Source organism: Streptomyces sp. NBC_00094 (assembly GCF_026343125.1).
Taxonomy (GTDB): Bacteria; Actinomycetota; Actinomycetes; order Streptomycetales; family Streptomycetaceae; genus Streptomyces.
On sequence record NZ_JAPEMB010000001.1, the window covers coordinates 6,532,994 to 6,546,384 of the forward strand.

The window sequence follows — 13,391 nt, forward strand, 5'->3', positions numbered from 1 at the left end:
CCATGGACGCACCGAAGCCCCCGACCGTCTGGCCCCGGATACGGTCCGCCGTTCCGGCCGACCCGGAGATCGAGCGCGAAGTGGCCGACATGCTCGGCCAGTTGACCCTGGAGGAGAAGGTCGGGCAGATGATCCAGCCCGAGCTGGCCGAGCTGACACCCGACGACGTCCGCGACTTCAAGATCGGCTCCGCGCTCAACGGCGCCGGGATCTGGCCGGGCGGCGAGCGGCACGCCTCGGTCCAGGCGTGGGTGGACACCGTCGACCTGTACTGGCAGGCGGCCGAGGACGCGTACAAGGACCGTCCGTTCCGCATCCCGTTCCTCTGGGCGACGGACGCCGTGCACGGTCACAACAACGTCTTCGGGGCGACCGTCTTCCCGCACAACATCGGGCTCGGCGCCGCCGGTGACCCCGAGCTGATGCGGCGCATCGGCGAGGCCACCGCCCGCGAGGTGGCCGCCACCGGCATGGACTGGATCTTCGCCCCGACCGTCACCACGCCCCGGGACCGCCGCTGGGGCCGCTATTACGAGGGATACGGCGAGGATCCTGCCCTGGTCAGGGCCTACGGCCGGACGATGGTCGAGGGGCTCCAGGGCGATGTGGCCGCGCTCCGTACCGACGAGCGGGTGCTGGCCACCCTGAAGCACTGGATCGCCGACGGCGGCACCGCAGACGGCGCCGACCGGGGCACGGCCCACTGCGAGGAGGAGGTGCTGCGCGACATCCACGCGCAGGGTTTCCTCAGCGGCATCGAGGCGGGTGCGCAGAGCGTGATGGTCTCCTTCAGCAGCTGGGAGCATCCCGCCAACTACGATCACACGCCCGGTCGTGCCGAGCCGTACAACCACAAGGTCCACGGCAGCCGCTATCTGCTGACCGACGTCCTCAAGGACTCCGTCGGGTTCGACGGCATCGTCATCAGCGACTGGGACGCCCACTCCGAAGTGGCGGGCTGCGCGGCGGGCGACGCCGGATACGCGATCAACGCCGGTCTGGACGTGCTGATGATCGCCGGCCGCACCGCCTGGCAGACCGCGCACCGCACGACGGTGGAGCAGGTCCGCACGGGGGTCATCCCGCTCTCCCGGATCGACGACGCCGTCACCCGGATCCTGCGGGTCAAACTCCGCGCCGGGCTGTGGGACAAGCCGCGTCCGCGCGAGCGCCCGCTCGTCACCGCGGACGTGGTGGGCTGCGCGCCGCACCGCGCGCTGTCCCGGGAGGCCGCCCGCAAGTCGCTGGTCCTGCTGAGGAATTCCCCCGGGCTCCTGCCGCTGCCCCGTACCGCCCGCACCCTGGTCGTCGGCAGCGGGGCGGACGATCTGCGCAAGCAGTGCGGCGGCTGGACGCTGACCTGGCAGGGCGACGACATCCGGACCGAGGACCTGCCCGGCGGCGCGACCGTCGCGGACGCCGTGCGGTCCGTGGTCGGCAGCGAGCGGTGCACGGTCGATCCGGGCCTTGAGCACGCCGACCCCCGCGCCCACGACGTGGCGATCGTCGCCATCGGTGAGGACTCGTACGCCGAGATGCGGGGCACGCTCAAGCCCTGGCGGAGTCTCGCCTACGCGGATCTGAAGCGCTCCTACGCAAGCGACCTGGAGCTGCTGCGCCGTCTGCGGGCGGCCGGGGTCCGGACCGTCACGGTGTTTCTGGGCGGCCGGCCGTTGTACTGCACGGAGGAGATCAACCTCTCCGACGCGTTCGTCGCGGCATGGCTGCCCGGACCGCACGGCGAGGGCATCACCGATGTCCTCTTCGCCGCCCCGGAAGGCGGTGTCGCCCACGACTTCCAGGGGCGGCTGCCGGCCTCCTGGCCGCGTACCCGCGACGCATCGGCGGTCAACCGGATACCGCCTGAGCTGCCCGGATACCGTGTCCCCGCCGAGGAGACCGCGCCGGAAGGGCGCTTCACCCCCCTGTTCCCCGTCGGCCACGGCCTGTCCGTACACGACGAGCCGCCCACCGATCCGCTGCCGGTGGACGACTCCGAGGACACGACCCCGCCCCCGGCCGTCTCGGAGTCGCTGCACGTCCTCGACGCGGAGGCGGGCGACGGGACGTACCGCCTGCGGGTGGGCGGGCACAACACCTGGTCCCGCGAGGACGTGTCGCTCGTCGAGCCGATGGAGTGCCTGATCGTCCACGCGGCCCCGGTGCCGGCCCCGGGCGGGACCGCCGGTCTGACGGTGCGTTTCAAGGGCTTCCCGGCCTTCCTCTACGCGGAGGCGGTCTCGGGCGTCCCGTCCGACCTGCGCGGATACGCGTCAGCGGGGGCCGCCATCGGTCTGGACGTACGGGTCGGAGAACGGCCCTCGGCGCCCGTGTACCTCGCCTGCCACGACGACTATCCGGCCCAGCCGGGCCTGGACCTGACGCCGTGGCTGACGGAGGCGGGAACCGGGGAGTGGACGAGGCTGACCGTCCCGCTCGCGGACCTGCTGGCCGTCGGGATGGACCTGCGCCATGTCGACGTGCCGTTCATGCTCTACACGGAGGGAACGGCCGTCCTGGACATCGGCAACGTCGGCTGGCTGCTGCCGGGGTAGGCAGGGGCAGGGGCACTGCGTCGAGGAACGATCCGCGCCGGATTCTTCCGGCAGACGTCCACGAGGCGCCGACACAGTGTTCGTCGATCATCCGAACGAGCGAGGCTCGGTGATCAACCCCGACAAGCTCGGGCCACCTCGGCCACCTCGGCCACCTCGGCCAAGGTCCGGTCAGGTTGTCCGCCGGGTGAACCGGTTCGCACCGGCGACCGCCTGCGGGGACCCCATCAGCCGGTCGCTGATGGGGTCTTGGAGGGTGAAAGCGGTGGGTTCGTCGTGGCCCCGCGTCGTGTCGACGATCCGCTTGACGGTGGCGACCGCGTCGCGGGTGTGGCGGCTGATCTCCTCGGCGAGGTCGAGGGCGGCGGTCACCGCCTGCCCGTCCGGTACCAGGCGGTTGACCAGCCCGTGGTGTTCAGCGCGTACCGATGGCAGCCGGTCTCCGGTGAGCAGCAGTTCCATGGCCAGGTGGTAGGGCAGGCGGGTGGGCAGCCGGATCGCTCCGCCCTCGGACGCGACCAGGCCCCGGGCGACCTCGGGCAGGCCGAAGAACGCCGACTGGCCGGCGACGATGAGGTCACAGGCCAGGGCCAGTTCGAAGCCGCCGGCCACGGCCGCGCCCTCGACGGCGGCGATCAACGGGGTCGTCCGGGCCGCACGGGTCAGCCCGGCCAGCCCGCGGTCGGCCACGGTCGGGATGCCGTGCTCGGGGAACGCCTTGAGGTCCATCCCGGAGCAGAAGTGACCGGCCGCTCCGGTCAGCACGCCGACGCGCAACGCGTCGTCGTCCTCCAGCGCGGACAGCGCCGCATCCAGGGCGGCGGCCGTCGCCGCGTCGATGGCGTTGCGGACCGCGGGCCGGTTCAGCGTGATGACGAGGGCGGTGCCGTGCACCTCGGTGAGTACGGGGGCGTCGGAGGTCAGCGCGGGGGTGGTGAGAGTGGTCATCAGGGGTCCGCCTGTCAGTAGCGTTCGAGGGGCAGGGACGCGAGCCCCCGCATGACGCGGGTCGGGCGCCAGGTCAGGGCTTCGGCGGGCACGGCGAGCCGGACCTGACCGAAACGTTCCAGCAGAAGCGGGAACGCGATCCGGCCCTCCAGGCGGGCCAGGGCGGCACCGATACAGAAGTGCGGGCCCCGGCCGAAGGACAGGTGCTGGTTGGGGGTGCGGGAGAGGTCGAGGACGTCGGGCTGGTCGAACTTCGCCGGATCGCGGTTCGCCGAGCCGATCAGCAGGCTGACCACATCGCCGGGCGCGATGGTGTGGCCGCCGACCTCGACGGGTTCGGCGGCAGCCCGGAAGGTGGCGTCGCGCACGGGCGCGTCGAAGCGCAGCAGCTCCTCCACCGCCGGTCCGATCAGGTCGGGCTCGGCGTCCAGTCGCTTGGCCTGGTCGGGGTGCTGGAGCAGGGCGAGGGTGCCGTTGCCGATCAGATTGAGCGTGGTGTCGTGGCCCACCAGCAGCAGCAGGTAGGCCGTGGACAGCAGCTCCTCCCGGGTCAGGATGTCGCTGCCGTCGCAGGCGTGGACCAAGGCGCCGAGCAGATCCGTTTCCTCAGTTTCCTCGGCCCCGGCGGTCCGCTTGTGCGCCACCAGCGAGGTCAGGAAGGCGTACAGCTCACGGTTGGTGCGCTCCACGCCCTCCCGGGTGGCGTGGGGCCCGGTCGGCATGACCGTGGCGAGGAGCAGTTCGCGCAGGTCCGGAGTGTTCATCGCGTCCGGCACGCCGAGGATGCGGCAGATCACCCGGAAGGTGAGCGGTCCGGCGAAGTCGCCGACGACGTCGAAGCGGACCCGGCCGTCGAGCCGGTCCAGGAGCTCTTCGGCGGCGGTGCGGATGACCGGTTCCAGCGCCACGACCCGGCGCGGGATGAACGCGGTGTTCACCACTGCCCGGAGCCGGGTGTGATCGGGAGGGTCGCTGTGGACCAGGTGCCGGTTGAGGCCGGGCGGCCCGGCGACGTAGTGGGCGACGCGGTCGGGCCGCTTACTCAGCCTGCCGTCGGCGATCAGCGCGTCGACGTCCTCGTAGCGGGCGATCTGCCACACGGTCATCCCCTTGGCCTTCCGCTCCGCCGACACCGGCGCGTGCTGCCGGAGCCAGGCGAAGTACGGGTAGGGGTCGGCGACTCGCCGATCGAGCAGGTTCTTCGGGGTGCGGGCGATCAGACCCGCAGCATTCGTTGACACGGCCGTCTCAACGAGTGGTCCAGGGCGGGGTGACGCCCTGGAGCTCCCTTGATCAGATGCGCGGTTACGGGGCCCATGGCACGCGGGTGCTTGGGTGACGTGGCACGCGGGTGCTCGGGTGACGTGGCGCACGCCGACCGCCGGCAGACACCCACGTGTCGCTGTCGAAGACCTCGGCGACGCCGTCGGCGGCGAGCGCCGGATCCATCGGTGTGGGCGAGCCGAGGGCGTGTTCGGCGGGCGTCCTGTCCTCCTGGGGCCTTCCGTGGATGCACAGGGGCGCGTTAGGTGGAGGCGAACATGGTCGACGAAGCATGAAGGAGAGCAGCCTGTGGAACGCGCCGGTCGGAGAAGTCTGTGGGCAGGGCTGGGCATCGCCGTCGCGATCGCCGTGGTGGCGGGACTCGTGTGGTTCAAGCCCTGGGCCCTGTGGGTGGACGAGACCGTCAACGAAGCGCTGCCCACCGCCGGCACACCCGCGACCACGCCTGCGGCATCCCCCACGACAGACACGAGCCCGTCCGCGGCGGAGATTCCCACAGCACCCACCGGTCCCGTCACCCTCGCGCAGGGCACCTTCATCAGCCATGAACACTCGACGACCGGCACCGTGAAAGTCGTCCGCCTCGCCGACGGCAGCCACACGCTGCGTCTCGAAGGGCTCGACACGAGCAATGGCCCCGACCTGCGCGTCTGGCTGAGCGACGCACCGGTCAAGGAGGGGAAAGCGGGCTGGGGCGTCTTCGACGACGGTCGGTACGTGAACCTCGCCAAGCTCAAGGGCAACAAGGGCGACCAGAACTATCCGCTGCCCGCCGAGCTCGACTGGTCGACGTACCCGAGCATCAGCATCTGGTGCGACCGGTTCGACGTCTCCTTCGGCGCCGCGGCGCTCGCTCGCACCTGACACCGGTACGACACCGTCGTCGGCCCGCGTACCAACCGGTGATCACGCGGCAGCCGGGTCCGTCACAAGGCCGCGGAAACAGGACGGATCGCCAGGAGCTCCGTGGCCCCTGGTGCGCGGGTGGCGGCCGCGCAGGCTAGTTTGCTGGGATGAGTCTTCTTGATGATGTGGCCGAGCGCGACGGCTGGCGGTGCTGGGTTTGTGACGAACCGGTCGACCCCGACGAGTCGGTGAACGACCCGCGGGGGCCAAGCGTCGACAGCCGGACCGCCGACCGGAAGGCCAAGGTCGCCGAGCGGCTCGCGCACCGCGGGTGCAACAGCCGCAAGGGTGCGGTCAAGGTGGTCATCGCCTGGCCGGAGCGCCTGTACGTGGTCGAACCCGCGCCGCTGATCGCCGTTGCCGAGAGGCTGGAGCGCAAGGGGGGCCGCGAGATGGTGGGCCGTTGTCCGACCAGGAAGGACGCCCAAGAGGCGGCGGATTGGCTGGTGGACCGGTTCTCCCGACTGCTACCGGGGCTGCCGGTGACCGCCGGCATCGAGGCGGGCGGCGGCCAGTTCCTCGTCATCCTGGCCACCGGCCGCCGCTGATCGGGGATCACCGGTCGGCCGAAGACGGCCGACGTCGGGGCGCGGTAGCCGGAGAAGGCGAACGGGCCTGCGATGGCCCCGCTGACAGCAATAGCGCAGCAGTGCGGGCCGCCGCCCTCGCCGGGTGGCGGCCCGCACTGCTGTGTTCACTCCTCGGAGGGGATGGGGGCTCCAGACGGCCGACCCTCCGCCGCGCCACTCGATGAGCAGCGGGTCGTCCAGGCGGGGGTGCCGGCCTCGGGCTGTGTTCGCGGCCAGGGGCGAGGGACTGGCGGGCGGTGCTTACGGCCCGTCCGGGACGCCGAGCGGCACGGTGAACCGTGGCTGCCAGCCTTCCTCCGTCAGCACCACCAGCTGGACCGCCGCCGCACGGGTGTGCAGCGGCAGCAGGCTGCCGATCGCAGCGCGGACATGGGCGGCAATCGTCGGGTTGTCCGCACCCATGGCGACCGTGACATGGGCGGCGGGCTGCGGCCCGAAGCGGCCCTTGTACGGGCGCAATCCGGGCCACCGGGCGCGGAACGCATCGACGATCGTCTGGAGTCCCGGAACGGTGACGGCGACGAAGCCGGACGCCGTCACGACCTCCTCCAAGAGCAGATCAGCTGCCGGAAAACTCGCAGCCAGGGAACGCACGCCCTTCTCGTCCTGATCCGTCAGCGCCGATTCCGGCACGAACGGGTAGAGGAGCGAGACGTGCGCCGGCACCCCACGACGTACCAGAGCCGGGTCGATACGCCACGCCGCATCGAGGAGCGGGGCGGCATCGGGCAAGGCAATGACGACGGCAGTGGTCCCTGGCTCTGGCACGCCGTCATCATCGCAGGCCAGTCCGCTGCTGCGCCCATTGCACTGGGGGTGGGCGAGGGCAACGAGTTGGGCGTGGTCGAGGCGGTCGCGGCCGACGTGCTGTCTGGTGATCTTCAGCCGCCGGCGCGGTTGCGTTCCAAGGAGGCCCGGTTCGCCTGTTAGAGCCAGTCGCGCTTCTTGAAGATGACGTACAGGCTGACGCAGACCACGGCCATCAGCAGGATCGCGAAGGGGCAGCCCGCCGCCCACTGGAGTTCGGGCATGGTCTCGAAGTTCATGCCGTAGATGGTGCCGACCAGGGTGGGGGCGAAGAGGATGGCCGCCCAGGCGGAGATCTTCTTGAAGTCGTCGCCCTCATACCGCTGACCTGCGAAAATCGGCTAGACGGGTAGTCCGACCTGCGGCGATCTGCCTTTCCGACCCTTTCACTGTGCTGCCCGTTTGTACGGCCGATCCTCCCCAGCCGCTCCCCAACGCAGCCTCATTCTCCCCAGATTCTCCCCAGAGGAGGCTGCCTCTGAAGGAGGACCGCCGATGGTCGGGACCGTGATCCGCGCGCCCAGGAGCTCATCTGGAACAGCCGCTGTTCACATCGTGCAGTAGGGCACCCTTCGCTGTGCCTCCGCGCCCCTGACTTCACCAAGCGGCCATATCTCAACAGGCATGTCCCGCAACAGAACTGACACTGTTGTTCACCCGATCGAGTGGCTTGAGTCGAAGGGGTCGCGTGTGGGCCAGCTCTCGCAGGCACAGTCACCTTCAACACGTCGTGGTCCTCACGGCGTCCGTCTCATGCCGCCGCCGGCGGAGCAGAAACCAGTCGCGAGATCCCAGGCCTAAGGTGCTGTTCGGGGTGATCCTTCTGCGGGCGTTGGTATACGGGATCGTACGAAGCGGTACGCGCCAGGCAACCATGGTTGCCAGCCGGTTTCCGCCTGCCTGGAGGCTCCACCTCGGGCGCGTGTCACGCGCCCGGAGGACGGGTGCGTACTGACCCCAGCCCCGCTGGGAGAAGGACAGCCCCGTGGCAAACAAACGGCCGGAAGGCCCCTACGCCTACATCGGCACCGACGTCTGGAGCGAGCGGCTCGCGGACGCCATCGACAACACCTGCGCGCAGGAGGGCGTCGTCCCGCCCCCGCGCTCCGCGATCACCGAGGGTCTCGCCACCGCGTTGGGCGAGACCGAGATCAAGAAGATCGTCGTCGTCTCGCGCGGCAAGAAAGTCCTTAGCCCGACCGCCTGGCGCGTGGTTCAGTCGGGCGCCGACAAGGTGCTCCTGCTCCTGTGCGACGTCCACGGCGCCGCCGTGGTCCCGTGGGACCTGAATGACCGGACGGTCAGCTGCTGGTCCCCGCCCGGCCCGGGAGCCAGTCGGCTCGTTGCCAACCTCGTCGCCGCGGAAGCCGACGTGGAGGACGCGGCGAAGATGTTGAAGCTCGCGGAGAAGGAGCGTGAGGTCCGGCGTCGCGCGCCGGGAGACGATCAGCATGCCGCTGCGGCGCTCGCTGCTGCGGAGGAGAAGTTTGCGCAGGCCGCCAAGCGGTCGCGGGAGGCTCAGCGCACGAAGACCGCCCTGCTCGCCGCGCTCGGCCAGCGCCGGCCGCGCCCGGTGGTCCGCGCGGCCGAGGAGGACGGTGAGGCCAGGTCGGCTCTCGTCCTCGCCGAGCAGCCGTACGAGGTGGCGTTCCACATCAACGGCTATGCGCTGGACAACCTCCGCCGCTCTGGCAAGACCCGCGGATATGACCTCGCCGAGTCCATGGTCGCGGCGGGTCAGCTGACCCGCGGCATGAGTGTCCTCCAGCAGTGGCAGGTAGCAAACGCCGACGGCGCCACATCTCGGCTGTGGCGGATGGTCGCGGTGACCGCCAACAACCGCGCGCTGGCCCGCCTCGACATCTTCGGCCTGCGGTCCGAGCATTTGGTGACCGGGATGCCCCAGTCAGCCGTGCCGCTGGCCAAGGGGCCGAACGATCCCGGCCTGCTGCTCCTCAACCAGCGGGAGGTCCTCAACCGGGTCTCCCACGCCCTCAACGAGGCCAGCGCCTCGGAGACGACGGAACCGGACCACAAGGCGCTGCGTGCGATGAAGATCGCCACCGTGCCGACCGAGATCGTCATCGGGTGCAGCAACCCGACCGCGCTGGAGCACGTGCTGCGGGCGCTGAACGTCAACGACCACCTTCGCGGCATCCAGCCGTACGACGAGGACGCGCGCCTGATCGCACTGTTCGCCACGCTCGTCGACGCGTACCTGAAGGAGAAGAGGCTCGGCCCGGTGCTCTCGGACGCCTTCCCCACCGCCCAGGGCGCGGAACTGCTGGACCTCGGGGGTATCCGCGACGCTCTCACCGCCAACGGCCCGCTCGACCCGCTAGCCGCGCTGCTGCCCAGTGACGAGAAGGTCTCCCCGGTCACCCTGCGGGACATCGCCATCAGGGCGATCACCACCCTGGTTTTCCCGGACGTCCCGCCCGCTGGTCCGCAGACGGGCAAGCGCCAGGTCCGGGAGACGGGACGCGACTGGCCCATCGTAAGGGCCGCGCTGCAAGAGGCGCCCTGGAGCCAGGTCCGCGCCAAGACCGCAGAGTCGCGCACCAGGCTGTGGTCCGCCGCCATCGCGCAGCTGTTCCTTCACCGCGCCAACATCCTGTCCGCCCTCGGCATGTTCGGCACGACCGAAGTCAAGGACGGCTCCGGGCAGGACCCGCGGGCGCTCAAGGAACTGCTTCTCGGGGTCGAGGCGGGAGACACCACCGCTTGGGCCGCGCTGGTGCAGCGGATGGCACCCGCGCTGATCCACGCGCCCGAACCGCTGGTCACCCCGGGCCAAGGCAGTGAGGCGAGTGAGGGGCGCAAGGGCGTGCGCCGCACTCCGACGAACGCACTCGCCGCGCTGACGCTCGCGTACACCGAGCCGGTGCCGGGCGTTAGCAGGGAGCTGTTGCTCGCCTTCGCGAGGTCCGTTCTGCAGCACCCGGACGTGACCGAGGCACCCGAGGCCCCCGGTGGCGGCCTGCCGGTCTGCTATGGCGAGACGCACGTGGCCGAGGAGGATCGGACCCCGATCGTGCCAGGAATGGTGCTCGTCCCCGACCTCGACGGCGCCCCCACCGGCTTCGTCGCCGACAAGGAGTGGTTTGACCGCCGCTTCCCCGTTGAGCTGGCCCGATCCGGCCGGACGGGCACGACCGGCGACGGTACTGCCGGTGCGGAGGCCGCCTCGGAGGACAGTGACCAAGCCGACGACGCGACCACGGTGACCGGACAGGCCCCGCCCGCCGACCCGCGCGTCCGGCTCGCTGAACTCCGTAGGGAGCTGCCGGCCAGGATCGAACTGGCGGTGGGCAACTACCAGCGGGCGATCGAGGCGGCCAACGCCCTTCTGGCGGACTTCGACGAAGCGAGCCGGCTGCGCCACCGTATTGCCGAGGATCCGCTGCCGGCCGAACAGCGGATCCAGTGGATGGAGCGGCTGGCCTCCGCCCGGGCGAAGGCGCAGGAGAGTGCAGGCGTGCTCGGCCAGGCGGAGACGTTGATCCTGCAGGTGTAGGCCCTGGCCGAACCCGCCGTCGGGCGCCGCTGGTGGACGATGCCACCATCCTGAAGCGGCGAGTGCGGCGGCGGGCGGGCTGGTTGATGCCCTGACCGAAGGCGGGGTCCACCAATATGGTGGACCCCGCCTTGTGCCCGGCGGCTGGCGGTCAGGCTGGGCCTCGCGGAGCGGGTTGACAGCGTCCGCCCGTATCCGGGAGTCGGCGAGCTGTGGCGAATTGCCGCGCGGAGCGCGTACGCGCAACTGTGGGACAACCCGCTGCTGCTCGTGAGGACGGTCGCGGGTCTCGTGTTCGTCTATCTGGCGCTGCCCGGTGGCCCTGGTAGTCGGCGTCGCAGCGGGAACGCGGTGGCAGCGTGGGTGGGCGGTGCCGCGTGGGCGGTGATGGCGGGGACGTACGTGCCGATGCTCCGCTACTACCGGTAGCCGATGTGGCTCGCTCCGCTGCTGCCGTTCATCGCGTCCCTCTATCTCCTGATGGCGATGGACGTACGCGCGCCCGGAGGGGCACAGGACCGGTGAACGGCGGCCTTCTGGTCGACGCCCGGGCGATACGCTGGAGAGACGGACAACCAGCCTCTCACGTAGGAGAGTTACCCTTGCCGCAGCTTGCCGTCGTGCACACCTTCTGGACCGATTACGAGCGTCTGGACAAGCCCGTCCGGGCCGGGGTTCGCAAGGCGATGGCCAAGTTTCAGTCGCATACTGTGGCCGAGTTGTACGCGGACAAGGGCCTGGGGTTGTCCGTCGCGCGCATGGCCCTTGATCCGCGGATGAGGACGATACGCATCACGGCCTTCTGGAGGGGCGTGCTTCTCGCGCCCGACGACGGAAGTGAGACCTTTCTCCTCCTCAAGGTGCTGCCGCACGACGAGGCCCTGCGGTGGGCCGCCACCCGGCTCTTCTCCGTGAACTCGGCGACGGGAAGCTTGGAGGTGCGGGACGTCGCGGCCATGGAGCGGCTGGTCACTTCGCGGCCAGCCTCCCACGCTCCGAGGACTCTCTTCGCCCGGTTCTCCGCCACCGACCTCACAAAGCTGGGCATCGACGGCCGGACCTTGGAGGCCATCCGCACCATCACAGACAGGGCGCAGTTTGACGCCTTCCAGCCGCTGCTTCCCGAGGACCAGCGCGAGGTGCTCCAGTACCTTGCCGAGGGGTTCGAGCCGGCGGAGGTCTTCCGGAACGTCGTCGCTCCCCGGCGGCCCGCGGATGCGAACCCGCCGGTTTCGGCGAGCCTCGCGGATGTCATCGCCCACACGAGTGACCGGATCACCCTCTTCTCGGAAGCCGGAGAACTGGAGGAGATCGCCGGCAAGCCGCTGATCGCACCACGAACGGGAGAGCTGGTCAGCCCCTCCCGGCGGGGCGAGCGCAAGGACTACCGGTGTGAAAGGCTACCCCTTGCCGACGGCGGCCAGGCAGACGTCTTCAAGGCTGTGCACAAGCCCAGCGGCGAGGTCGTCATCCTCAAGAAGCTGAGGGACAAGTATCCGTCTGAGCGTCAAGTTGCCCGCATGAAGCGGGAGATCGAATGCGGGCGCAACCTGATCGGGAACCCGCACGCGATGCCGGTCCTGGACTTCGATCCCAAGTACACCTGGTTCGTCATGCCGTACGCGGAGGCCACCGCCGAGAGCTGCCGGGAGGAGTTTTGCGATGATGCGGCTCTGCGGGAGCTGCTGGAATCCCTCTGCTCGGTCCTCGCGGTGGCGCACCGCACGGGATGGATCCACCGGGACATCAAGCCGGCCAACGTCCTGCGCCTGAAAGGCCGCTGGGTCTTGGCGGACTGGGGGATCGTGCGGCGGCCCCTGGGGCAGACGACCGATCCGCAGCGGACCCGCGTGGGGGTCTTCCTCGGCTCCGAGGGTTTCGCGGCACCTGAGCACTACAGCGACGCCCACCTCGTGGGCCCCGCCGCCGACATTTACAGCCTGGGACAGCTCATCGGATGGGTTGTCACGGGTGAGATGCCCCTCGTGAACGTTCCGTTGCTCCCCAAGTCGGGCCCCTGGCGTGCAATCGTCCGGGAGGCGACCCAGAGGGACCCGGAGCGACGTCCGGCTACGGTGTCCGCCTTCCTCGATTTCGTTGCGCAAGAGCTGGACGGGCCGGCGGAGCCCGTTGCCCTACGCGGCGAGCACCTTCAGCGGGAACTGCTCGACGGGTCGACGGGTGCGGGGTCGGACCTCCTGACGCTGGCCGCAACGCATCCCGACGACGTGGCTCTCTACTTCGACGTGCTGATCAAGGTTCCCGTCGCCTCGATCATGACGGATCTGCTGGCCGACGCCGCTCGTGCGGTCGAGGTCGTGTCCGCGATGGCGACACTCTTCGGCGCGGATGTCTCCCACGGTTCCGAGGAACTCGGCGCCACCGTCAGATGGCTGGCCGGTATCGCCGAGGAAGCTGCCCGGGCGAAGGAACTCGACCTCCTGGAAGCGTGCTGCGGTGGCGCGTTCGAATGGATCCCCCTCCTGGACGACCAGAGCGGTCAGGCCGAGGGCTTCTCATGGTGGACGCCCCTGAGCGGGGACGCCGCCAGCTCGGTGGCGGCGATGCTGCGACAACACCCGGAGTGCGTGACGTACTTCGGGCACCTGACGCACGACCTCCGCGTCGACCACCGGATTCGCGCTGCCATCGCCCAGCAGTAGACCGCTTTGCCGGCAGTCGGCGCGGTGCAGCGCCTCCGTTGTCAAGGAAACCTCCGCCGCAGCCCGCTCGTCGTTGGTGAGCCGGAACCAGGGCTTCATCCTTCACCGTGCCCAGTCGAGC

9 protein-coding genes and 2 pseudogenes are annotated in these 13,391 nt (G+C 70.2%); 7 read left to right on the plus strand and 4 right to left on the minus strand.

The features are described 5' to 3' along the window. Positions 1-2 precede the first annotated feature (2 nt). Positions 3-2,555 (plus strand): glycoside hydrolase family 3 protein, encoded by a 2,553-nt coding sequence (locus OG580_RS29015; RefSeq protein ID WP_267048166.1) that lies wholly within the window; start codon positions 3-5, stop codon positions 2,553-2,555. Positions 2,556-2,726: 171 nt separating this feature from the next. On the opposite strand, the gene OG580_RS29020 is transcribed toward OG580_RS29015, so the two are convergent. Both OG580_RS29020 and OG580_RS29025 read right to left on the minus strand, forming a co-directional pair. Continuing rightward, positions 2,727-3,503, minus strand: a complete 777-nt coding sequence (locus tag OG580_RS29020) for a crotonase/enoyl-CoA hydratase family protein (protein ID WP_267046600.1) — start codon at positions 3,501-3,503, stop codon at positions 2,727-2,729. Between the two features lie 14 nt (positions 3,504-3,517). Beyond that, positions 3,518-4,744, minus strand: a complete 1,227-nt coding sequence (locus OG580_RS29025) for a cytochrome P450 (RefSeq protein WP_267046601.1) — start codon at positions 4,742-4,744, stop codon at positions 3,518-3,520. Positions 4,745-5,075: 331 nt separating this feature from the next. On the opposite strand from OG580_RS29025, the gene OG580_RS29030 reads away from it, so the two are divergent. Continuing rightward, positions 5,076-5,651, plus strand: coding sequence for a DM13 domain-containing protein (locus OG580_RS29030; protein WP_267046602.1), 576 nt, complete (start codon positions 5,076-5,078; stop codon positions 5,649-5,651). Positions 5,652-5,800: 149 nt separating this feature from the next. Continuing rightward, complete coding sequence (locus OG580_RS29035) at positions 5,801-6,241, plus strand: hypothetical protein (protein WP_267046603.1); 441 nt, start codon at positions 5,801-5,803, stop codon at positions 6,239-6,241. A gap of 282 nt (positions 6,242-6,523) precedes the next feature. Here the strand turns inward: OG580_RS29035 and OG580_RS29040 are convergent, their stop codons facing one another. Beyond that, entirely contained in the window at positions 6,524-6,949 is a 426-nt protein-coding gene (locus OG580_RS29040; RefSeq protein WP_267046604.1) for a 2'-5' RNA ligase family protein, read from the minus strand. Between OG580_RS29040 and OG580_RS29045 the strand changes: the two genes are divergently transcribed. Beyond that, positions 6,938-7,213 (plus strand): hypothetical protein, encoded by a 276-nt coding sequence (locus tag OG580_RS29045; RefSeq protein WP_267046605.1) that lies wholly within the window; start codon positions 6,938-6,940, stop codon positions 7,211-7,213. The genes OG580_RS29040 and OG580_RS29045 overlap by 12 nt on opposite strands. Here OG580_RS29045 and OG580_RS29050 read toward each other — a convergent pair. Beyond that, positions 7,210-7,401: pseudogene (locus OG580_RS29050) on the minus strand (CorA family divalent cation transporter); the annotation flags it as partial. The gene OG580_RS29045 and the pseudogene OG580_RS29050 overlap by 4 nt on opposite strands. Positions 7,402-8,075: 674 nt before the next feature. Here OG580_RS29050 and OG580_RS29055 point away from each other — a divergent pair. The 3 genes and pseudogenes from OG580_RS29055 to OG580_RS29065 all read left to right on the plus strand — a co-directional run bounded on the left by OG580_RS29055 (position 8,076) and on the right by OG580_RS29065 (position 13,270). Next, positions 8,076-10,607 carry a hypothetical protein gene (locus OG580_RS29055; protein WP_267046606.1) on the plus strand — a complete coding sequence of 844 codons (2,532 nt, stop codon included), beginning with the start codon at positions 8,076-8,078 and terminating at the stop codon, positions 10,605-10,607. A gap of 156 nt (positions 10,608-10,763) precedes the next feature. Beyond that, positions 10,764-11,099 (plus strand): annotated as a pseudogene (locus OG580_RS29060) (glycosyl transferase family 2); the annotation flags it as partial. 110 nt (positions 11,100-11,209) lie between these two features. Beyond that, on the plus strand, positions 11,210-13,270 hold the full coding sequence (locus OG580_RS29065; protein ID WP_267046607.1) for a serine/threonine-protein kinase: 2,061 nt from the start codon (positions 11,210-11,212) through the stop codon (positions 13,268-13,270). Positions 13,271-13,391: the final 121 nt, after the last annotated feature.

Excerpts from the sequence above, each read along its gene's own strand:
- OG580_RS29015 (WP_267048166.1), top strand. The coding sequence starts at position 3 with ATGGACGCACCGAAGCCCCCGACCGTCTGGCCCCGGATACGGTCCGCC.
- OG580_RS29020 (WP_267046600.1), bottom strand. The coding sequence starts at position 3,503 with ATGACCACTCTCACCACCCCCGCGCTGACCTCCGACGCCCCCGTACTC.
- OG580_RS29035 (WP_267046603.1), top strand. The coding sequence starts at position 5,801 with ATGAGTCTTCTTGATGATGTGGCCGAGCGCGACGGCTGGCGGTGCTGG.